At 69.8% G+C, this 21,362-nt stretch carries 22 protein-coding genes and 2 tRNA genes; 10 read left to right on the top strand and 14 right to left on the bottom strand.

Translation table 11 applies throughout. The annotated features are described in order from the left end of the window. Window positions 1-64 precede the first annotated feature (64 nt). Complete coding sequence (locus KY462_07740) at window positions 65-1,078, bottom strand: hypothetical protein (protein MBW3577612.1); 1,014 nt, start codon at window positions 1,076-1,078, stop codon at window positions 65-67. 576 nt (window positions 1,079-1,654) lie between these two features. Between KY462_07740 and KY462_07735 the strand changes: the two genes are divergently transcribed. Further along, on the top strand, window positions 1,655-2,017 hold the full coding sequence (locus KY462_07735) for a hypothetical protein (GenBank protein MBW3577611.1): 363 nt from the start codon (window positions 1,655-1,657) through the stop codon (window positions 2,015-2,017). 783 nt (window positions 2,018-2,800) lie between these two features. Then, on the top strand, window positions 2,801-3,715 hold the full coding sequence (locus KY462_07730) for a cation diffusion facilitator family transporter (protein MBW3577610.1): 915 nt from the start codon (window positions 2,801-2,803) through the stop codon (window positions 3,713-3,715). A gap of 5 nt (window positions 3,716-3,720) precedes the next feature. On the opposite strand, the gene mnhG is transcribed toward KY462_07730, so the two are convergent. The 11 genes from mnhG to KY462_07675 all read right to left on the bottom strand — a co-directional run bounded on the left by mnhG (window position 3,721) and on the right by KY462_07675 (window position 10,987). Next, complete coding sequence (gene mnhG, locus KY462_07725; protein MBW3577609.1) at window positions 3,721-4,074, bottom strand: monovalent cation/H(+) antiporter subunit G; 354 nt, start codon at window positions 4,072-4,074, stop codon at window positions 3,721-3,723. A gap of 5 nt (window positions 4,075-4,079) precedes the next feature. Beyond that, entirely contained in the window at window positions 4,080-4,337 is a 258-nt protein-coding gene (locus tag KY462_07720; GenBank protein ID MBW3577608.1) for a hypothetical protein, read from the bottom strand. After that, complete coding sequence (locus KY462_07715) at window positions 4,334-4,855, bottom strand: Na+/H+ antiporter subunit E (protein MBW3577607.1); 522 nt, start codon at window positions 4,853-4,855, stop codon at window positions 4,334-4,336. The genes KY462_07720 and KY462_07715 overlap by 4 nt, the downstream gene beginning before the upstream one ends. After that, complete coding sequence (locus KY462_07710) at window positions 4,852-6,315, bottom strand: Na+/H+ antiporter subunit D (protein MBW3577606.1); 1,464 nt, start codon at window positions 6,313-6,315, stop codon at window positions 4,852-4,854. The genes KY462_07715 and KY462_07710 overlap by 4 nt, the downstream gene beginning before the upstream one ends. Further along, a complete protein-coding gene (locus tag KY462_07705; protein MBW3577605.1) occupies window positions 6,315-6,716 on the bottom strand; it encodes an NADH-quinone oxidoreductase subunit K in 402 nt (133 codons plus the stop codon). The genes KY462_07710 and KY462_07705 overlap by 1 nt, the downstream gene beginning before the upstream one ends. Beyond that, entirely contained in the window at window positions 6,713-9,460 is a 2,748-nt protein-coding gene (locus tag KY462_07700; protein ID MBW3577604.1) for a DUF4040 domain-containing protein, read from the bottom strand. Before KY462_07700 ends, KY462_07705 begins: the two co-directional genes overlap by 4 nt. A gap of 239 nt (window positions 9,461-9,699) precedes the next feature. Continuing rightward, window positions 9,700-9,942: a hypothetical protein gene (locus tag KY462_07695; protein ID MBW3577603.1), complete on the bottom strand. Its 243-nt coding sequence runs from the start codon at window positions 9,940-9,942 to the stop codon at window positions 9,700-9,702. Next, window positions 9,935-10,198 (bottom strand): hypothetical protein, encoded by a 264-nt coding sequence (locus KY462_07690; protein ID MBW3577602.1) that lies wholly within the window; start codon window positions 10,196-10,198, stop codon window positions 9,935-9,937. Before KY462_07690 ends, KY462_07695 begins: the two co-directional genes overlap by 8 nt. Continuing rightward, window positions 10,188-10,424 (bottom strand): hypothetical protein, encoded by a 237-nt coding sequence (locus KY462_07685; protein ID MBW3577601.1) that lies wholly within the window; start codon window positions 10,422-10,424, stop codon window positions 10,188-10,190. The genes KY462_07690 and KY462_07685 overlap by 11 nt, the downstream gene beginning before the upstream one ends. Window positions 10,425-10,442: 18 nt before the next feature. Then, a complete protein-coding gene (locus tag KY462_07680; GenBank protein ID MBW3577600.1) occupies window positions 10,443-10,673 on the bottom strand; it encodes a hypothetical protein in 231 nt (76 codons plus the stop codon). A 2-nt stretch (window positions 10,674-10,675) separates the two neighbouring features. Continuing rightward, window positions 10,676-10,987 carry a hypothetical protein gene (locus KY462_07675; GenBank protein ID MBW3577599.1) on the bottom strand — a complete coding sequence of 104 codons (312 nt, stop codon included), beginning with the start codon at window positions 10,985-10,987 and terminating at the stop codon, window positions 10,676-10,678. 148 nt (window positions 10,988-11,135) lie between these two features. On the opposite strand from KY462_07675, the gene KY462_07670 reads away from it, so the two are divergent. Then, window positions 11,136-11,209: transfer RNA gene (locus KY462_07670), tRNA-Gly, on the top strand. 75 nt (window positions 11,210-11,284) lie between these two features. On the opposite strand, the gene KY462_07665 is transcribed toward KY462_07670, so the two are convergent. Then, window positions 11,285-11,361, bottom strand: a tRNA-Pro gene (locus KY462_07665). 149 nt (window positions 11,362-11,510) lie between these two features. On the opposite strand from KY462_07665, the gene tig reads away from it, so the two are divergent. From tig to KY462_07640, 5 genes are all read left to right on the top strand, one after another. Further along, window positions 11,511-12,998, top strand: a complete 1,488-nt coding sequence (gene tig / locus KY462_07660) for a trigger factor (GenBank protein MBW3577598.1) — start codon at window positions 11,511-11,513, stop codon at window positions 12,996-12,998. Between the two features lie 51 nt (window positions 12,999-13,049). Further along, window positions 13,050-13,676, top strand: coding sequence for an ATP-dependent Clp endopeptidase proteolytic subunit ClpP (gene clpP, locus KY462_07655; protein MBW3577597.1), 627 nt, complete (start codon window positions 13,050-13,052; stop codon window positions 13,674-13,676). A 115-nt stretch (window positions 13,677-13,791) separates the two neighbouring features. Further along, window positions 13,792-15,063, top strand: a complete 1,272-nt coding sequence (clpX, locus tag KY462_07650) for an ATP-dependent Clp protease ATP-binding subunit ClpX (protein ID MBW3577596.1) — start codon at window positions 13,792-13,794, stop codon at window positions 15,061-15,063. A 96-nt stretch (window positions 15,064-15,159) separates the two neighbouring features. Further along, entirely contained in the window at window positions 15,160-17,889 is a 2,730-nt protein-coding gene (locus KY462_07645) for a valine--tRNA ligase (protein ID MBW3577595.1), read from the top strand. Then, window positions 17,886-19,196, top strand: coding sequence for a bifunctional folylpolyglutamate synthase/dihydrofolate synthase (locus KY462_07640; protein ID MBW3577594.1), 1,311 nt, complete (start codon window positions 17,886-17,888; stop codon window positions 19,194-19,196). The genes KY462_07645 and KY462_07640 overlap by 4 nt, the downstream gene beginning before the upstream one ends. A 14-nt stretch (window positions 19,197-19,210) precedes the next feature. On the opposite strand, the gene KY462_07635 is transcribed toward KY462_07640, so the two are convergent. Continuing rightward, on the bottom strand, window positions 19,211-20,044 hold the full coding sequence (locus tag KY462_07635) for a CAP domain-containing protein (protein ID MBW3577593.1): 834 nt from the start codon (window positions 20,042-20,044) through the stop codon (window positions 19,211-19,213). Between the two features lie 241 nt (window positions 20,045-20,285). Between KY462_07635 and ndk the strand changes: the two genes are divergently transcribed. Next, window positions 20,286-20,702: a nucleoside-diphosphate kinase gene (gene ndk / locus KY462_07630; GenBank protein MBW3577592.1), complete on the top strand. Its 417-nt coding sequence runs from the start codon at window positions 20,286-20,288 to the stop codon at window positions 20,700-20,702. Window positions 20,703-20,844: 142 nt separating this feature from the next. Then, window positions 20,845-21,351, top strand: a complete 507-nt coding sequence (radC, locus tag KY462_07625) for a DNA repair protein RadC (protein MBW3577591.1) — start codon at window positions 20,845-20,847, stop codon at window positions 21,349-21,351. Window positions 21,352-21,362 lie beyond the last annotated feature (11 nt).

Genomic DNA, 21,362 nt, shown 5'->3' with positions numbered 1-21,362 from the left:
AGTCGTCCGCGCGACGCCCAGCCACGTACGGGCGGGCGACACCATTGTTGCCGCCGACGGGTGGTCAGGCTGCCACGTCCACGCTGGTGTGCCACTCCCAGCCCGAGTGGCGTACCAGCCCGTGGAGCCGGCTGCGGCGTTGCCCTTGGCCGTGGGCGGCGGATCGCAGCTCCTCGAGCGGCCGGCACGGGACCCCGGCGGCGCTCAACTCCTCGATGTCGGGCGGCGGCGGGGCTTCTTCGGCCCGGACGATGAAGGTCTCGGGCATGGTCGCCAGGAACGCGGTGATGGCCTGGCGCGCCGGTTGGGTGACGCTGGCCGGTGGCCGGGCCGCCGGCTGCACCACCGCGCACAGCAGCAGCAGCGCGTCGTCGAGCCGGGCGACGGCCGGGCCGATCGCCGCATCGTGGTCAGACGACTGGAAGTAGTGAAGGACCGGGTACGTCAAGTGGTGCTCGGCCAGCCGCGCCAGCTCGGGCGCGAGCGCCATCAGGTGGTACGACAGCGCCGAGAAACCGGTGCCGTCCCAGGCGCTGGCGACGATCCGGCTGGGTCGAGAACCAAGCCCGGTCAAGGCACGGGCCACGCGGCGACGTTCCGACGCCGCCGACGCCAGCGGGTTGAGGTAGGTGATCGCCAGCGTCACCAGAAACAGCCCCGTGCCCGCCGCCATGCCTGTCAGGACTTGCCACAGCGGCGTCGTCGCCTGTAGCCCGCTGCCGCCGAGCGTGAACACCGTGTACATGGCGAAGGCAAGGCGTGACCAGCCGCTCGCCGGACCGTTCCCCGGCGCCGTCACGACCGCGGCGTCGAACGAGGAGAACACCAGAAACCAACCGGTGATCATCAGCGCGATCCACGACGACATGACCGCGAGCGTGATCAGCGGCCCAGCGAGGTAGCGCAGGACCGGTCGCGGCAGCTGCCGGTCGACGGCGATCATCAAGCGCCACAGTGCCTGCCCCAGCCACCTCACGATGACGCCGCCACGGGTGCTGACCCGCACGGTCGTTCCGACCGCATCCGCGGCGGTCATCAGGATCAGCGCGGCGCCCACGACCAGACCTGCGATCCCCACCTGGAGCTGCTCCTCACACCCGTCGCGGGCAACGACCTGCCGTACAGCCACCTGTCGAACGCCGATCGAGTCGCCGGCCGCCAGGTTCCCATCCCGCGAGGCTAATCGGACGGTAGCTGGGCACGGCCGCGACCAAGGGCGGCGCTTCGGCAGTGGCGGAGTGGTCCCGCGGTCGGGGCGACCAGCTGAGGATCGCGGCAGGCCGGAACCTGCAAGCTTTGGTAGACGTGTAGGGAAGGAATTGCCAGTGGTTCTCCTGCGTCGGGGTTGGTTGATCCAGCTGCCAGCGTGCGCCGTCGGCGGTTGAGGGTGCCGTGCAACCGCCGTTCTTGGTACCGCACGTTCGCCGGACTGCGGTACTTCACGCACGCCGCCGCGGCCGACTGTGGTAGTTGGAGCATTGGGCCGCGGGGAGGCGGCTGGTGAGCCGCCGATGCCATGATGTCAGGGGCGGCGAGCAAATCTGCGGGGATCGATTCGGCCAAGGTCGTCGGAGGCGGGCTCGACAGAAATTCCGCGCTACCGCCCCAGTGTGTCGATGTGGGAACCTGGCCGTGACCGACGAGGAGCCGAACGATGCGCATCCAGCCAGGGCAGCTCGTTCCTCTCGGGTACGGCAGATACGTGCGCTCCGACGACGTGATTGCAGTCGACCCAATCGTCGAGAATCGGGGTCCGGGTAGGCGGACGTACGTGTGGGCGCGCGGGGTCGCGGAGCCGCTCATCGCCTCGAGGTCGGAGGCGGCCATCGTCGACGATCTCGGTACGCCTGCGGAGGAGGCCCAGCGGATGCGTCAGCTGCGTTCCATGCTGGCCGGGATCGTCCGGGACCTGGAGGGTGTCCCGCCGATGCTGCGCCGCCTGCTTGCGGATGAGGCGGGCATCGACGTCGCCGCACTCACCGACGAGGCCCGGCGGTTGTTGGGCGACAGCTCCTAGCTCGGGGCTCCCCGCTCGGCGCCCCCCTATCGGTTGTAACCCCGACCGGGCACCGCTCATCCGGGATACTCCGTGTACGGTGCTCTCCGTCCGGTCAAGAGTGAGGTCCGGAGAATCACGGCGGCCGTCGGCCGGAGCCGGGCGTCGAACGTTGGCCGACCCCGCCACTCTTGGGACTCTTGATCACAAAGGCCTCCGCAACGTCGACGCTCCGGGGCTCGCGGACTAGGCCCAATACCGTTTACTTACCAATGACGAGGCTCTCCTCCGCAGGGCGGGCGGGCTGGGGCCAGTCGCGGTGGCGGGCGCGTTTGACGCCATAGTTCGATATCTTGCGCTTGACGACTCGAGGGTGGCGTCGTAGGCGACGTGCGGGCAGGTGTTCGCGGAGGATCTCGTCGGTGGCCAAGGCCCGGTTGTCGGCTTCGAGCGCGTGCCGTCTCGGAGATCTTCTACCGTGACTTCGACTGCAGGACGCGCGTTGGAGCTTGGCGTTCTCCGCCGCCAGCTGCCGTGCGTCCTCCTCTGCATTGCGGGCTGGGCCTCGAGCTGACGAGCGCTCGCAGAGCTCGGCGCTGACAGGATGCCGGGTCGGCAGCGCGGGGGGGCGTGGGCGTAGAGAGGGCTGCGGGCAACCTTGGGACGACGGCGAGCCGCCGGCGACCGAGACTGACTCTGCGGCAACGATCGCAGGAGGCGGCGGGCGCCAACAGCGTGGCTGCCGCCTCCCGCGGCAGCTGGAGGCCGCGGACACAAAGGCGCCTGGGGGCGACAGGGGACGAGATGGCGAAACAGCCGTCCGCGGTGATCGCGGCCTTCTTCGCGAACCTCGGCATCGGGGCGGCGAAGTTCACCGCGTTCGCCCTCACCGGGTCCAGCTCCATGCTGGCGGAGAGCTTCCACTCCGTGGCGGACACCGGCAACCAGGCGCTGCTGCTGCTGGGACACCGGCGAGCACAGCGGAGGGCGACGCCGGAACACCCCTTCGGATACGCCCGCGAGCGGTACTTCTGGGCGTTCGTCGTGGCGATGATCCTCTTCGCGCTCGGCGCGGTGTTCTCACTGTGGGAGGGGTACAGCAAGCTGCGGTCTCCGCATCCGATCGAGTCGCCCATGTGGGCCTTCGCGGTCCTGGGCATCGCACTCGTCGCCGAGAGCGTGGCGCTGCGCATCGCGGTGCGTACGGCCAACGAGAGCCGGACCGGCTCGTGGTGGCACTACATCCGCACGACCAAGGATGCGGGCAACGCGGTGGTGCTGCTCGAGGACGCCGCGGCCGAGACCGGTCTCGTCGTTGCGCTGCTGGGCGTGGGGCTGTCGGTCGTCACCGGCGACGCCCGTTGGGACGCGATGGGAAGTCTGGCCATCGGAGCTCTGCTCGCGTTCGTCTCCATGCTCCTCGCCGTCGAGATGCGCAGCCTGCTGATCGGAGAGGCCGCAAGCCCCGCGGACTACGGTCGTGTCCGGCGGGCGATCGAGGATGAATCGGCACTGGTCAGCATCATCGAGCTGCGCACGATGCATCTCGGGCCATCCGAGCTGATGGTCGCCGCGAAGGTGCAGCTGAGATCCGACCTCGACTTCGACGCCGTTGCACGGACGGTCAACGCCATGGAGGCGCGGGTGCGAGAAGCCGTGCCGACCGCAGCGCACATCTTCGTGGAACCAGCCCGCGCCCGCAGCGCCACGGGCGGCTGAGGTCCTCACTCATCCGATCCGTCCAGCCCACGGTCGGACCCGTCCTCGGCGAGGTCGTCCATGACCGCCGTCGACCCCATGGGCTCGCCGGCACGGTGGGCGGCACGGGCCACCGCGTGCGCCGCGATCGGCGCAGTGGAGAACTGCAGCAGCAGGACAAGGGCCAGCTTCGCGGCGTCCCCGGCTTCTCCGATGCGGATAGCGGCTGCGATCAGGACGATCAGCAGGCCGAACGTGGCCGGCTTGGTGGCCGCGTGCATCCGGGCGTAGACGCTCTCGAAGCGGTGCAGGCCCACACCAGCCAGCATCGCGAAGACGGAACCGACCAGCAGCAAGGCCGCGACGACGACGTCGATCATCGGAGTCACCGCCCGTGCTCGATGAACCTGGCCACGGCCACGGTGCCGACGAAGGCGAGCAGGGCGGTCACCACCATGAGGTCGAAGTAGACAGTGGAGCGCGTCGCGACCGCGTGGATCGCGATGCCGTGGACGATCGCGATCAGCAGGGTGTCGAGCGCGACGACGCGGTTGGCCAGCGACCCACGTCGCAGCAGACGGGCGACACACAGCACACCGTCGACGGACACCATGATCGCGGCGACGACGATGGCGACGGTCATCGCGCATCTCCGGTCTCACCGTCGAGGGCCGCGACCTCGTGGCGCGAGCCGAACGCCCGGATCGCCAGCTCCTCCAAGCGTCGTACCTGGGCGCGCGCGTGCTCGGCGTCGCGGAAGTGCATCACGTGCATGTAGAGGCCGATGGGGTCGCGTTCGACGTCGACCGTGACCGTGCCCGGCGTCAGTGATATCGCGTTGGCGACGGTCGTGACGATCGCGTCGGAGCCGGTCCGTAGCGGCACCAGGACGATCGCCTCGCGGGCGCGTTCCTCGGGCGTGACCACGTCCCAGGCCACGGCGACGCTCGCGGTGGTGAGGTTCCAGAGGAACGCCACCACGAAACGGACCGTCGCGACGGGGCGGAGGAGCGGTCGCCACGCCGGCGTCCCTCCGTCGCCTGCCGCCACCGACACCGCCGCGCCGACCGCGAGACCGCCCAGAACCGTCCCTGGGCTGGCGTCGCGCCACAACGCCGTCCACGCCACTGCGAGCACCGCGACCATCCCGATCCGGTTCATCGCGGGAGCACGGCTTCGACGTAGCGTGCCGGTTCCAGAGCGTGCGCCGCCTCGACGCTGAGGTCGACCAGGGGACCTGCCGACACCGCCACCGCGACGGTGGCGACGACGACCGCGACGGTGGTCGCTGTCATCGACCGCGGCACGTCCTGGTGGTCGGTCGCCTCCGGGGCCTGGCCCCAGAACGCGCTGTTCCACACCTTCGACATCGAGAACAACGTCAGCACGCTGACCGCGAGGCTGACCGCCACGATCGCTCCCTGGTCCACATCGAGACCCGCCTGGACGAGCGACAGCTTGGCGACGAACCCCGACAAGGGCGGGAAGCCGGCGAGGCTGAGCGCCAGAGCCGCGAACAGCACGGCGGTGACGGCGGTGCGTTGACCCAGCCCACCCAGGTCGCGCAGGGCAGCCGTCCCGGTTCGCTGCTCGACCATCCCTCCGACCAGGAACAGCCCGGTCTTCACCAGGATGCTGTGGACGATGTAGAAGATCCCTCCAGCCAGGCCCGCCACCGTCAACAAGCCCAGCCCCATCACCATGTACCCGATCTGGCTGATGATCTGGAACGACAGGATCCGCTTGATGTCATCCTGTGCGATGGCGCCGAGCACCCCGACCACCATCGTCGCCCCGGCGATCACCAGCAGCAGCGGCGAGGGGGTGCCGAGGTCTACGAAGAGCAGCGTCTGGGTGCGGATCATCGCGTAGACACCGACCTTGGTCAGCAACCCCGCGAACACCGCGGTGATCGGTGCCGCCGCGGTGGGGTAGGCGTCGGGGAGCCACATGAACAGCGGGAAGATCGCAGCTTTCACCCCGAAGACGATCAGGAGCAGCAGCCCCACCCCTGTGCGCAGCCCAGGAGGAAGACCGCCGACACGGTCGACCAGGTCAGCCAGGTTCACGGTGCCGGTGCTGGCGTAGACGATCCCGACCGTGGCGATGAACAGAGTCGACGCCAGCAGCGAGATCACCATGTAGGTCATGCCGCTGCGCACCTGCGCGAGGGTCCCGCCCAGCGTGATCAGCACGTAGCTGGAGATCAGCATGACCTCGAAAGCCACGAACAGGTTGAACAGGTCGCCCGCCAGGAAGCTGGCCGACACGCCGGCAGCCAGCACCAGGTAGACGGCGTGGAAGGCGCGGGTCTCGTCGCGCGTGGTCGGATGGCCGATCGCGTACAGCAGGACCACCAGCAGCACCACGGCCGACACCGTGAGCATGATCGCTGCCAACGGGTCGGCCACCAAGGTGATGCCGAACGGGGCCGGCCACGCACCGACCTGCAGGACCGAGGTCCCTTCCACCCGCACCTGCGCCAACAGGCGGGCCGTCGCCGCGAGCACGACCGACAGCGACACGACGCTCAGCGACCGTTGCGCCAACGGACGTCGCAGCAGCATGACGGAGACCCCGGCGGCTGCCAGCGGGACGAGGATCGGGATGGCGATCAGCATCACGCCACCTCCTCGTCGCCGCCCTCGCGGGCGATCCGTTGGTCCTCGAGGTCGTCACGGACCAGGTCGTCGTGCGTCAGCAACCAGCTACGCCGCGACAGCGCCAGCAGGAACGCCGTGACCCCGAACGTGATGACGATCGCGGTGAGCGCCAGCGCCTGGGGGAGCGGATCGCTGACCTGGGCGGTCGCGGCCGTGGCGTCGTTGAGCGGTAAGGAGCGTGGCGCCACGTCGATCAGCGGCGGGTTCCCCGGTGCGCCACCCGCGAGCAGCAGCAGCAGGTTCGCACCGTGTCCGAGCACAGCGATCCCGATCACCACCCGCGTCAGGGTCCGCTGCAGCACCAGGTAGGTGCCGGCCGAGAACAGCGCCCCGATCACCAGGGCATGTGTGAGGATCACCCGCCCGGCTCCTGTCCGAACGCCTGCAGAGCGTTGGCGATGAACCCGACCACGATCAGGTACACGCCCGCGTCGAAGGCGAGCGTGGACGAGACCTTGACGTGACCGACCACCGGGGCCGTGAACGTCCAGGTGGTCGCGTCGAGGAACGTCGCGCCCCATAACCAGCCGGCCGTTGCGGTTCCCACCGCGACCAGGAGCCCGACCGCGACGACACCAGGCGCGCTCAGCGGCAGGGCGTTGCGGACGGCGAGCGGACCCCGTGCGACGTAGCGCAGGATCAGCGCAGCGCCCGCAACCAGCCCCCCGACGAAGCCTCCCCCCGGATGGTTGTGCCCGGCGACCAGGAAGTAGATCGAGACCAGGAGCGCCGCCGGGTAGATCGCGCGGATGGTCGTGTCGGCGATCAGAGAACGTTCCTCTTCAGGGAACAGAGGCCGCATCCGGGGCCGCGTCTCGTCGGTCGACGGGTGGCGCAGGATCCCTGCGATCCCCAGTGCGGCGACGAGGAGCACGGTGACCTCACCCAGGGTGTCGAGCGCCCGGAAGTCCACCAGGATGACGTTGACGACGTTCTTCCCCTCCGCCTGCGGGAGAGCACGGGCGAGGTACTCCGACGCGATGCTCGGTGGATGATCGACCGTGGACGCCAGGACAGCCAGCGCCATCACGAACAGGCCGACGGCTGCCGAGATGGCGAACCGTCCGACGCGCCCGAAGGCCCACCGCGGCGGGGTGAACGACTCCGGGAGGTGGCGCAGGACCAGGACGAACAGCACCACGGCCACCGTCTCGATCAGCACCTGGGTCAGCGCCAGGTCGGGGGCGCCTTGCAGCAGGAACAGCACGGCCATGCCGTACCCGACGGCCCCGAGGAACAGCAGCGCGACGAACCGGCGGTGCGTCAGCGTCAGCCCCACAGCCGCAGCGACGAGCGGGGCGGCCACCACGACCTGGAGGGCGGGTGCGGTCCCCGACACCGATCGTTCCCACGCCGGACCGGTCAACAGACCCGCCGAAGGAACCGTGACCGCCGCCACCGCGATCATCGCCACGTACACCGGCAGCGAGCCGTTCTGAACCACCGCGGTGACGCGCGTCGCCGATCGCACGGTGACCGCCACGGCCGCACGGAAGACCGCCCCCGCGTCCGGGAGGCGCGGCAGGCGCCGCAGCGTCGCGGTGACCGTGCCGGTCGCCGCATACATGGCGACGCCCGCAACGATCGCGATCACCGACAGCGCCAAGGCGGGGTTGAACCCCGCCCACAGCTTCAGCTCGGCGTCGGTGTCCAACCCCAGCGATGCCGTGGCGATCGACACGACCTCTCCGGCCGCATGCGCTGCCAGTCCCGCCACGAGCGACAGCGCCGTGAGCACCAGGATCGGGGTCAGCGACAACCATCCGGCTTCGTGTTCCGGACCGGTCACCTCGCCCACCGGGCCCCGATCCGGGTCGCGGTCGGTGAGCGCCCCGAGCAGGAACCGCAGACTGTAGGTGACCGTGAGCGCCGACGTGACGACGACGCCGGCGAGGGCCACCTCCCCCCAGCCCGGGGCGACGTGCAGCAGCTCATCGAGCGCCGCTTCGTGGGCCACGAACCCGAACAGTGGCGGGATTCCCAGCATCGACGCACCGACCACGCCCGCGCCACCTGCGGTGAGCGGCATCGCACGGGCGACGCCACGGAGTCGCCGCAGGTTGCGGGTGCCCGCAGCGTGGTCGATGTTCCCCACGACCATGAACAGCGGGGCCTTGTACAGCGCATGCGCGACCAGGACGGCCACACCGGTGTAGGACAGAGCCGGGATGCCCGGACCCAGGAGCGCCGTCATCAGCCCCAGCTGGCTGATGGTGCCGTAGGCCAGGAGGAGCTTGAGATCGTCCTGACGGAGCGCCCGGACCGCGGCGAACACCGCAGTGGCGAGCCCGATCCCCACGGTCAGCGACCGCCACAGGACGGCCACGGCCAGGACCGGAGCGAGCCTGGCGATCAGGTACACCCCGGCCTTGACCATGGTCGCAGAGTGCAGGTAGGCGGAGATCGGCGTGGGGGCGACCATCGCTGCGGGCAGCCAGCCGTGGAACGGCGCCTGCGCCGACTTGGTGAACGCTCCCACCAGGATCAGGAGCGCCGCGGCCGTGGTCGCCGGTCCTGCCGCGCCTGCGCTGAGCTCGCTCATGCGGTACGTGCCGGCCGCCTGCCCCAGCACGACGAACCCGGCCAGCATGGTGAAGCCACCGACGACCGTCACGAACAGTGCGTGCTGGGCCGCTTCGCGCGCGTCGGCATCCGTCCCGTCGCCGGCGATGAGCACATAGGACGTGAGCGAGGTCAGCTCCCAGAAGACGTACAGCACCAGCAGGTGGTCGGCGACGACCAGCCCGACCATCGCGGCGGCGAAGCCGGTCAGCGCGGCCGCCACACGGCCTGCGTCGCCCGTACCGTGGAAGTACTCGGCGCTGTAGACGAAGACCAACGTTCCGATGCCCGCGACCAGCAGCAGCATCAGCGCACCGAACGCGTCGACGCGGAGGTCGACGGCCAGGTTCAGCCCGGTGACCCAGGCCCAGCGCTCGTGCAACGAGACGCCCGCGATCAGGTCCCGGGCGTGGATGCCCAACCACGCCAGCGCGCTGAGCGGGGCGATGGCGGCAACGAGGAAGGTCCGGCTGCCGAGCCTTCGACCCAGGACCGGAGCCAGCGCAGCCACGGCCGCGTGGACCAGCAGCACGCTCGTCACAGCTGACGACCGCCTCTGGCCCGCCAGGCGAACTCGTGGTGATGCACACTCGATCCTGAGGGCTCGGAACGGTCCAGCGGCGCCGAGGTCGGCTGACGATGTCCGCGCCACGGCGGACGCCACTCGAGCGGGTCGTACCTTATCCCGGCCTCATCCCGGTCGTTCATCCGGACGGCCGGGCCCGCCCCTTCAGGTCGCGTCCCTTCAGGTGGTGGGCGGGGGGCGCGTGTCCGTCGCGATCACGAGCCGATGGCGTCGCCGGAGTCGACCGCCTCATTCAGCGCCCCGTTCAGCCGGTGCAGGGCCGCGCCGGCGTTGTTCAGCTGGGTCTCGATGGCCCGGACGCCGGCCGTGATCCTCCCCACGGTGGATGCGATGCTGCGCAGCGTCCTGGTCAGCAGCACCAGACTGAGGGCGAGCGTCGCGAGCAGCGCGACCCCTTCTGTCACGACAGGGGCGGCTGGTCTCTTCGTGTCAGCCATGGCCACTCCGCACGACGTCACGGAGCTGGCCGGCGAGGGCGGCCGTCTCCTCCAGCATCCACGTGGTCGCGGTGTTGCTGGCGACCTGCTTGCCCATCAGCCAGACATCAGTGATCTCGGCGTCGAGTTCCTTGGCGTGCCGCCATATCGCACCGAGCAGACCCCCGACGGTCCCGACGACGGCGAGGCCACCGAGCGCGACGAGCCAGCCACCGGATGCTGCGACCACCGCTGCCGGCTGCGCCTCAGCGGCCATGGAGCTGTTCCACGACGGCCCTCAACCTGCGGTTGGTGTCGCCGACCTTCCACAACGGTTCGGTGGTGCTTCGCACCGCGTCGAGATCGTGCTCGATCGTCCTCGCCAGGTCACGCAGGGACTTGGTCAGGTTCAAGGCGTAGGCGAGCAGGATGGCGACGACCGCCACGCCCGCACCGGACCATGCCACGACCCTTCGACCGCCCGACCCGTCAGCGCGTTCCATCTGTGTGCTCCGTCGCGCTCAGCGCCCCGCCAGGGCGTCCTCCAACTCGCCAAGAGCCTCGTTCACCCCGCTGATGCCAGGATCGATCACGGCTGCGCCCCCTGCAATCCGTCTCAGCACTGCGTCGAGGTCCTCCAGCTTGCTCCGGATCCGCCACAGCAGGCCAGCGATCGTTGCCAACGCACCCGCGACGCTGGCGGCGAGCAGACCGGCCGTGATCGCCGTGGCCCGCACCCCCCGTTGGCTCACCGTCACTCTCCCGCTTCGGCGCTGATCCCCGGCGCGCCAGGGCGCCGTGCCGGCTTCGGTGTCTGGTTCTGCGTCTGCTGTTGGGCGAGCTCGCGGAGCAGGTCGCGTGTCTGCTGTAGCCGACCGAACTCGCCGACGGAGTCCTCGATGCGGTAGGTGGCCTCGAGGATGTCGTCGGCGTACCGCACGATCTGGTACGCCGAGGCGATCACCTCCTTGGCGAGGAACGTCACGACCGGGATCGTCAGACCGAGAGTGACCGGCGTCACCGACCAGAAGGCGCCTGCAGATGCGGTCGTCCGCCGGATCGCCATATCGTCCCAGGATCGTCTGGCGTGGTGTCGGCAACTGTAGTGACGCGATCACGCCCCCGGCAACGTGTCCAGCGTCTGTCGGTCCCGGGCGGCAACACTGGTCCCAAGCGGGGCCGAGGCGTACCCTGCGACGGCCACGCGGCAACCTGCGGCGGTAGCTCAATGGCAGAGCCTCGCCCTTCCAAGGCGATGACGCGGGTTCGACTCCCGTCCGCCGCTCCAAGCTCAACAGCTCGATCGTCCCCCGCAGCGCCCACGATGACGGGATGTCATCCGGGGCCGGCAACGGCGACCGTGTGGTCGGGGCGGCCGGATTCGAACCGGCGGCCTCGTGCTCCCAAAGCACGCGCGCTGCCAAGCTGCGCCACGCCCCGCACGGACGAGAGCGTACCGGCCCCGGTACCGTGCCAGGCGAGGATCCGCACCGACGCAGCGCCGCTGGACGTCACGACGTCGCCCCACTGACACCGGCGGGCCACATCGCACCCGCACCACACCCGGCACCACACGAGGACCGACACCGATGAAGACCACGCTGGAGCGACTCGGCGACACGACCGTGAAGCTCACGGTGGAGGTCGAGCCCGAGCGCGTGAGCAAGGCGTTCGACGAGGCCGCCCGCGACATCTCCCAGCAGGTGGAAATCCGGGGCTTCCGCAAGGGCAAGGCTCCGCGCCGTCTGATCGAGGCGCGCCTCGGCAAAGGAGTGATTGCCCAGCACGCGATGGAGGAGTCGCTGTCGACCTTCTACGCCGAGGCTGTCCGCGAGGAGGACCTCGCCCCGGTGGCCCCGCCGGAGATCGATGTGCAGACCTTCACCGAGGACGAGGGATGCGCCTTCGAAGCCACGGTCGAGGTCCGCCCCGAGATCGACCTGCCCGACCACGAAGGCATCGAGGTCACCTTCCCCGAGTGGGACGTCACCGACGAGGAGGTCCGCGACCGGCTCGACGACATGCGGGAGCGGTTCGCCGAGCTCGAGGAGGTCGACCGTCCCGCCGCGGTCGGCGACTACGTCACGATCGACCTGTCGGTGTTCAAGGACAGCGAGCCGATCGAAGGCGCCACCGCCGAGGACGCGTTCTATGAGGTCGGTTCCGGGGGTGTTACCCCCCGGCTCGACGAGGAGCTCGCCGGGGCGGCCACCGGCCACATCCTGAACTACACCGACCGGCTGCCCGACACCTACCCGGAGCACGGCGGCGAGGAGGTCGAGTTCCGGGTCCTGGTCAAGGATGTCCGCGCCAAGCGTCTGCCTGCACTGGACGACGACTTCGCCGCCACCGCGTCCGAGTTCGACACCTTGGCCGACCTCGAGGAGGACGTCCGCCGCAGCCTGCGGCAGCGCCGGTACTCCAGCGCCCGACAGGAGCTGCGCGGCCGGGTCCTGGAGGCTTACCTGGCACTGGTCGACGTGGCCCTGCCCGACGCGATGGTCCGGGCGGAGGTCGAGGGCCGCCTCGAGCAGCTCCAGCGGCAGGCCGACCAGTACGGGGTGGAGCTCGAGCAGCTGCTCGACATGTACGGCACCGACGTCGACAGTCACCGTGATCAGCTCGAGGACCAGGCTGCGCAGGCCGTGAAGGCGCAGCTGGTGCTCGAGGCGCTCGCCGAGCAGGAAGGCCTCACGGTCGACTCCGACGATCTCGAAAGCGAGCTGAGGCGCCACGCCAGCCGCCACCGCATCGAGCCGAACCAGCTCGCCCAGCTGCTGCAGGAGCAGGGAACGATCGGGGCGCTGGTCGGCGACGTGATCCGCCGCAAGGCCCTCGATGTGCTGGTGGAGACGGCCCGCATCGAAGGCCAACCCTCCGAGGAGCTGCGCCGGGAGCTGCTGGGCGAGCCCGCCGAGGCGTCGGGGGCCGACCCAGGCGCGTCGGTGGCGCCCCACGCCCCGTCACTCGGTGGGGAACAAGCCCCTGAGCAGATCGGGCAACAGCCGGTCGATGTCGACGCGGAGTCGCCCGCCGTGGTCGTCGAGGGCGCCGCCAGGGACGTGGCCGACCAGTAACGGTACGCTCGCCACCAGCCCAAGACGGGGCAGTCCGACGAGGAGATCGCCGTGTCGTCCGAGGTCCTCAACTACCTCGTACCGGTCGTGGTGGAGCAGACCAACCGAGGCGAGCGCTCGTTCGACATCTACTCGCGGCTACTCAAGGAGCGCATCATCTTCCTGGGGACGCCGATCACCGACGAGATCGCCAACCTCGTGATGGCCCAGCTGCTGCACCTGGAGTCCGAGGACCCCGAGAAGGACATCGCGCTGTACATCAACTCGCCGGGGGGATCGATCACGTCGCTGTTCGCGATCTACGACACGATGGAGTACATCAAGCCCGACGTCACCACGATCTGCATGGGTCAGGCCGCATCGGCGGCCGCGGTGCTCCTGGCAGCCGGCGCGAAGGGGAAGCGTTTCGCGCTCCCGCGCTCGCGGGTCTTGCTTCACCAGCCACACGGCGGGACCGAAGGCCAAGCGGTCGACATCGAGATCCAGGCCAAGGAGATCCTGCGCATGCGGGACCTGCTCAACCACATCCTTGCGGAGAAGACCGGCCAGCCGGTCGAGCGGATCGCCAAGGACACCGACCGCGATTTCGTGCTCGACGCCCCCGCCGCCAAGGAGTACGGCATGATCGACGAGGTCATCAGCAGCCGCACCACCCAGGAAGCCATCCAGGCGTCCTGAACCCCCGCCTGGGCGGCCCGCGGCGGCGGTCTTCCAGCGACCGCAACCGGTGGCGGGTACGCTGACCGGGGCCGATCCGTGAAGCCGATCTGTCAAGCGGAGAGCAGGAGCCGCGATGGCCAAGTTCGGGGAGGGCGGCGACCTGCTGAAGTGCTCCTTCTGTGGCAAGTCGCAGAAGCAGGTCAAGAAGCTGATCGCAGGTCCGGGGGTGTACATCTGCGATGAGTGCATCGATCTGTGCAACGAGATCATCGAAGAGGAGCTAGCCGAGCCGTCCGAGCTCAAGCTCGACCAACTGCCCAAGCCCAAGGAGATCTTCTCCTTCCTCGATGACTACGTGGTCGGCCAGGACGCCGCCAAGCGCACCCTCGCGGTCGCCGTCTACAACCACTACAAGCGGATCCAGGTCGGGGCCGCCACCGGCGACGACGTCGAGCTGGCCAAGTCCAACATCCTCCTGCTCGGCCCGACCGGTTCGGGCAAGACCCTGCTGGCGCAGACCCTGGCGCGGATGCTCAACGTCCCATTCGCGATCGCCGACGCCACGGCACTGACCGAAGCCGGTTACGTCGGCGAGGACGTCGAGAACATCCTGCTCAAGCTGATCCAGTCGGCCGACTTCGACCTCAAGAAGGCCGAGACGGGGATCATCTACATCGACGAGGTCGACAAGATCGCCCGCAAGAGCGACAACCCGTCGATCACCCGGGATGTGTCCGGGGAAGGTGTCCAGCAGGCGCTGCTGAAGATCCTGGAGGGGACGGTGGCGTCGGTGCCGCCACAAGGGGGCCGCAAGCACCCCCACCAGGAGTTCATCCAGATCGACACGAGCAACGTCCTGTTCATCTGCGGCGGGGCGTTCGCCGGGCTGGAACGCATCATCGAGTCACGCATCGGGCGCAAAGGTGTCGGTTTCGGCGCCGACGTCCGCGGCCCCGGCGATCGTGACCTCGGTGCGGTGCTGGCCCAGGTCCTGCCCGAGGACCTGGTCAAGTACGGGCTGATACCGGAGTTCGTCGGCCGCCTGCCCGTGGTGTCGTCGGTGGATCCGCTCGACGTCGACGCGCTGGTGCGCATCCTCATCGAGCCCAAGAACGCCCTGACCAGGCAGTACCAGCGCTTCTTCGACTTCGACGGGGTGGAGCTGCGGTTCGAGGACGACGCGCTGCAGGCCATCGCCGACCTGGCGATCCTGCGCCAGACCGGGGCGCGAGGGCTTCGGGCGATCCTCGAGGAGGTCCTGCTCAACACGATGTACGAGCTACCTTCGCGTGAGGACATCAGCCGCTGCGTGATCACGGCCGGTACCGTCCGTGACCGTGTCAACCCGACACTCGTGCCCCACGGCGCCACCGACATCGACGAGCCGGCTGAGCGCTCCGCCTGATCGCGACCGGACCCCCGTGTGACGCGGGTGGGCGCAGCCGTCGCGTGAACGGCGTGGCGCCCCGGACCCGCTACCACGGTCGGTACGCTCCCCGCGATGAGTGAACGACTCGGCGGCGACGGCCGCGCCACTGCGCCTGTAGACGTGGCCGCGAGCCGCGCCTACGAACCCACCCAAGTCGAGGCAGCCCTGTACGAGGACTGGGAGCGGGCTGGCCTGTTCCATGCTGAACCCGATGACCCCGGCGAGCCGTTTTCGATCGTGATCCCTCCCCCGAACGTGACCGGTTCGCTGCACATCGGCCACGCCCTGGACAACACCATCCAGGACGCGATCATCCGCCGCAAGCGGATGCAGGGCGCCAACGCCGTGTGGATGCCCGGCACCGACCACGCCGGTATCGCGACGCAGAACGTCGTCGAACGCCAGCTGGAGGACGAGGGCCTCACCCGCCACGACGTCGGACGCGCCGCCTTCGTCGCGCGGGTCTGGGAGTGGCGCGAGGAGTCGGGCGGGGTGATCCTGCGCCAGCTCCGTCAGCTTGGAGCGTCCTGCGACTGGGACCGTGAGGCGTTCACCTTCGACCAGCCGCGCTCCAAGGCGGTCCGGGAGGTCTTCGTCAGGCTGTACGAGGAGGGCCTGATCTACCGGGGCGACCGCCTGATCAACTGGTGTCCCCGGTGCCTGACGGCCCTGTCGGACATCGAGGTCGAGCACGAGGACGTCGACGGTGAGCTCGCTCACCTGCGTTACCCGGCGAGCGACGGAGGACCGGGCGTCGTCGTCGCGACCACCCGGGCGGAGACCATGCTCGGCGACACCGGCGTGGCGGTGCACCCCGACGACGAGCGCTACCGCGACCTGGTCGGCACGAAGCTGACCCACCCCTTCCTCGACCGCGAGCTGGCGGTTATCACCGACGACGCCGTCGATCCCGAGTTCGGGACCGGCGCCGTGAAGGTCACCCCGGCGCACGACCCGACCGACTTCGAGATCGGCGAACGCCACGGCCTGGACATGATCGACATCATGACCGACGACGGCCACATTTCGCCGGCGGGCGGGCCGTTCGCCGGGCTCGACCGCTTCGAGGCCCGCCGGGCCGTCAAGGAAGCCCTCGACCGGGCGGGCCTCCTGGTTGGCGTGGAACGGCACGAGCACGCCGTCGGCCACTGCTCACGCTGCGGAACGATCGTCGAGCCGCGCCTGTCGCTGCAATGGTTCGTGCAGGTGGGGCCGCTGGCGGACGATGCGATCGCGGCGGTTCACGATGGGCAGGTCACGTTCGTTCCCGGACGGTTCACGGAGCCCTTCCTGGAGTGGCTCCGCAACCTTCACGACTGGTGCATCAGCCGACAGATCTGGTGGGGCCACCGCATCCCCGCGTGGTACTGCCCGGCCGGCCACGTCACCGTCGCCCGCGACGATCCCCACGCTTGCGTGCACTGCGGGGCGGGCAACCTCGTACAGGACGAGGACGTCCTCGACACGTGGTTCTCGTCGGCGCTGTGGCCGTTCACCGTCTTCGGGTGGCCGGAGGACACACGTGAGCTCGCCACCTGGTATCCGACCTCGGTCCTGGTCACCGGTTACGACATCAACACGTTCTGGGTCAGCCGGATGCTGATGATGGGCGTGCACTTCCTCGGCCGGGTGCCGTTCCACATCGTGCACAACCACGGCATGGTGCGCGACGAGCACGGCAAGAAGATGTCGAAGTCGTTCGGGAACGTGATCGACCCCCTCGACTTCATCGACCGCTACGGCGCCGACGCGCTGCGCTTCGCGCTGTTCCAGCACTGCTCGCCCGGGCAGGACGTCCCGCTCGCCGAGGAGTGGGTGGAGGGCGCCCGCCGATTCGCCAACAAGCTGTGGAACGCCGCCCGCTTCGCACTCCAGACGATCGACGTGGACGGGTCAGGTGGCGGTGGTGTCATCCCCGGCGAGCTGCCGTCCGGCGATCGGTTGGCACTCGAGGACCGCTGGATCCTGTCCCGGCTCGAACACTGCAGGAACACGGTCGACGGAGCTACTGCGGTGGGAGCCTTCGAGTGGTCTCGCGCCGCCCAGCAGCTGTACTCGTTCGCTTGGGACGAACTCGCCGACTGGTACCTGGAAGCCAGCAAGGTCCGTCTCTACGGCGATGATCCCGACGCTCGACGCACCGCCCAGCAGGTCCTGGCTGCCGTGCTGGATGACCTGTTGCGCTTGTTGCACCCGTTCATGCCGTTCGTGACCGAGGCGTTGTGGCGGTCGCTGACCGGGGCGGGCGGTGGGCGGCAGTCGCTGATGATCGCGTCGTGGCCGGCGCCCCGCATGACGCGCGACCTCGCCGCCGAGGAGCGGTTCACCGTGCTGCAGGACGTGGTCAGCGAGCTGCGGCGGTTCCGCTCCGATCACCACATCCCGCCCGGCCGACGGTTCCCGGCCACCGTGGCCACCGACCAGCCGCAGCTGCTGACGCTCCTGGCACCGCTGATCTCATCCCTGGCCGGCCTGTCACAGGTCGAGGTCAGCGACGAACCCGGCGACACGGCCGGGACCACCCGCGTCGTGTTCCCGGCGGGAGAGGCGTACATCCCAATGGCGGGTGTGATCGACGTGGAGGGGGAGCTCGCGCGGCTGCGGCGGGAGCTCGACAACGCCCGCGGAGAGGTGGCACGCGCGCAGCGCAAGCTTGACAACGAGCAGTTCGTGCAGCGAGCCCCGGGCGAGGTCGTCGAGCGGGAACGGACCAAGCTCGAGGACTGGCTGCGGGTCGTGGGCCAGGTGGAGACGGAGATCGGCGACCTGGAGACCGTCGCGGGGGGCGAACCCGGACGGTGAGCTACGAGGACGCACTGCGCGACCTCCAGGAGCGGGTCCCCACGCGTCTGGTCCCCGACCTGCACCGGATCACGGCGCTGGCGGAGGTGCTGGGCGATCCCCAAGCCACCTACCCGTCGATCCACATCACCGGCACCAACGGCAAGACCTCGATCGCGCGGATGGTCACGGCCCTGTTGGGAGCCCTGGGCATCCAAGCCGGGACGTACACCTCACCGCACCTGCAGACGGTGCGTGAACGCATCCGGGTCGGGGGCCGACCGATCAGCAAGGACGACTTCGCCGACGTCCACCACGCGATCACCCCGCTGGTCGAGCTGGTCGACGCACGTGACACCGGACGGGTCACCTACTTCGAGCTGCTGACGGCCATGGCGTACTGGTGGTTCGCTGATCACCCGGTCGAGGTCGGCGTGTTCGAGGTCGGGATGGGTGGCACCTGGGACGCCACCAACCTCCTCAGGGGCGAGGTCGCGGTGATCACCCAGATCGACCACGACCATCCGATCCTGGGTCACACCCTCCCGGAGATCGCCCAGGAGAAGGCTGGGATCATCAAGTCGGGCGCCACGGTGGTTGTCGGTGAGCAGGACCCGGCCGTGTTCGAGGTGATCCGGCGAGCCGCCGAACGCCACGACGCCCGCCTGTTGTCGACCGGCACCGACGTGGCGGTGGACAACAGACGTACCGCTGTGGGGGGACAGATCCTGGATCTGCGGACGCCCAGTCGCCGGTACGTCGACGTCATGCTGCCGTTGCACGGCGCGCACCAGGCCGACAACGCAGCACTCGCACTGGGCGCGGTCCACGCCCTGCTCGGTGACCTGGAGGCGGTCGGCGACGACGTGGTGCGCGAGGCGCTCGCTGCCGTGGAGGTGCCTGGCCGCCTGGAGGTCGTGCACCGACAGCCAACCGTCCTACTCGACGGAGCGCACAACCCAGCCGGCGCGGCCCGTGCCGCCGAGGCCGTCGTCGAGGCGTTCGCGTTCCGCGACGTGATCCTGGTGGTCGGGTGCCTGAGCGACAAGGACGCTCAGGGGATCCTGCGCCCGTTCCGGGGCCTGGCCAGCCACGTGGTGGTGACGCCGCCGCCATCTGACCGGGCCACCCCGGTGGCCGACCTGGTGGCCGCCGCCGAGGCGGTGTGGGCTGACTCATCCGTCGCAGTGGAGACGGGCGACACCATCGCACACGCGCTGGAGAAGGCCACCGGCGTGGCTGGCCCCGACGATGCGGTGCTGGTGACCGGCTCGCTGTACCTGGTCGGTGCCGCTCGTGACGTCTACGTCCCCGCCGACGCCGACTGAGTCCGCCACGCGCCTTACGCCGACGGGCGCGTCCTCTGACCGCCGCAGAAGCTGCTCAGGACATCGCCGAACGGTTCTTCGGTCACGTGGGCCTGTAGCAGCGCCAAGTGGACGCTTGCCCTGTCGCGACACGGCGGTTCAGGCGCAGGGGGAGGCGGGTGGGCGCGCGGCGCCGCCTGCGCCGGGGCCGGCCTGTGGGGCGGTGGGGCTTCCTGCGCGGCCCGCCGAGCGGGGGCTGGGGTGGCCGGCCGCGGCTTCGAAGCGTGCGTCGCCGGCTGCTGTGGGGGCTTGGACTCTGGAGGAGGCGGAGGTGGAGGCGGCGGGGGCGGCGGCGGGGGCGGCGGGGGCGGTGGGGCGGTCTCGCGCGGTGGTGGCGCGCTGTCGGGCTCGCGGAAGACCTGCGTCACCCACAGGGTCCCGCCGCGACGCTCCACGCCGACGCCGACCTGGATGAACGCCCGAGACAGAATGTTCGCGCGGTGGCTGGAGGACGCCATGAAGGCGTTGTGGACGGTGCCCACGTCGGGTCCACGCCCGACGTTCTCCCCCACGGATCGCCAGCAACACACTTGGCTACCGATCGCGCCGTTGTGTGAGGCCTTGCCCTCATCAGCCATGCGCTTGCTGTGTCGGCGGGCCACGTCCCGTAGGTCCCCGCGGACCGCCAGCGCAGGCAGCCCTCGACGGCTGCGCTCGGCGTTGATCCGCCCGACGAAGTCGCTTTCGGCACCGGCGTCGAGGTCAGCGACCGCCGGGACGGGAACGGCGCCGAGTAGGGCCAGCATCGCGGACAGTAGGGCGACCGCTCGGGCCACGCCCCGCAGCGGGCGGGGCATGGCGAGCGACACCAGTCGTGGCTCTCCGTATCGGACGTCCCGACGCGTTGAGGCGCCGGTCGCTGCGGTCGTCTTCGGGTCCGCGTCGCAGCGCGCGGGACCGTAGCAAGGTCGTCGCAGCAAGCGGCGGAACCGTCGCTGCCGCGCGCGGTGGCCGCGCCCGGCCAGGGGCACGGCGCACGCCCGCTCGGGTTGCCCGCAGCGTCATCGCCTGCGAACCTCCTCGCAACGGTGGCCGGTACGAGGAAGTCGCGTGGTGCAGCAGACGCTGGTCCTGATCAAGCCCGACGGCGTCCAGCGGGGGCTGATCGGTGAGGTGATACGCCGGATCGAGGCCAAGGGCTACACGATCCGGACGCTGCAGTTGCGCACCCTCGAGCAGGGAACCGCCGAGGAGCACTACGCCGAGCACGCCGACAAGCCGTTCTTCTCCGAGCTGGTGACGTTCATCACGTCCGGGCCGCTCGTCGCGATGTGCGTCGAGGGGGAGGACGCCGTGCGAGGGCTGCGCCAGCTGATGGGGGCGACAGACCCCCTGGAGGCGGTACCCGGATCGATCCGGGGTGATTTCGCCACCCGCATCGGCGAGAACATCGTCCACGGGTCGGACTCGGCGCAGAGCGCGGAACGCGAGCTGGCTCTGTTCTTCCCCGAGTCCTCTGACGACTGACCCGCCACGCCACACTGCGTTCGTGGCATCGTCGCACGTCCCGGCGGGTTTCCACAGGTCGCCCCCGCCACTGTTGCCGGGGCGCGGACCGACCGCGACGGTGCGACCCCCGGCAAGGAGCACCTCGCTGAGACAGCACTCGATGACGTGGACGACCGGACCCGACGCCGGGATGCTGAGGCTCGCCCAGGATCCATCAGCTGCGCACCACGGCTGTCTCCGCTGCGCGGCGGAGGCGTCCCGGCACGTACGACTCGCCGACATCGACGAGCGGCCCCAGGTCACCTCACCCGAGGATGCCGCCCGGATCGTCCTCGGCGAGCTGGCCGGTCGCGACCGTGAGCACTGTGTCGCGACGCTGCTGGACACCAAGCACCGGATGCTGTCGGTGGTGACCGTCAGCGTCGGCAGCGTCGACCACACCTTCATGCGACCGAGGGAGATCCTGCGCGACGCGCTCCTGGCCAACGCCGCCGCCGTGGTCGTCGCCCACAACCACCCGTCCGGGGATCCTGAGCCCAGCCGCGATGACGAGCTGGTGTCCCGCCGGATCGTGCGGGCCGGCGAAGTGGTCGGGATCGACGTGCTCGACCACCTGGTGGTGGGGGGCGCTCGTTGGGTCAGCCTGGCGCGGCGGGGGCTGCTGTGACTGATCGGGGC

The organism is Actinomycetota bacterium, assembly GCA_019347675.1.
Taxonomy (GTDB): Bacteria; Actinomycetota; Nitriliruptoria; order Nitriliruptorales; family JAHWKO01; genus JAHWKW01.
This window is presented reverse-complemented; position numbering and strand designations above follow the sequence as displayed.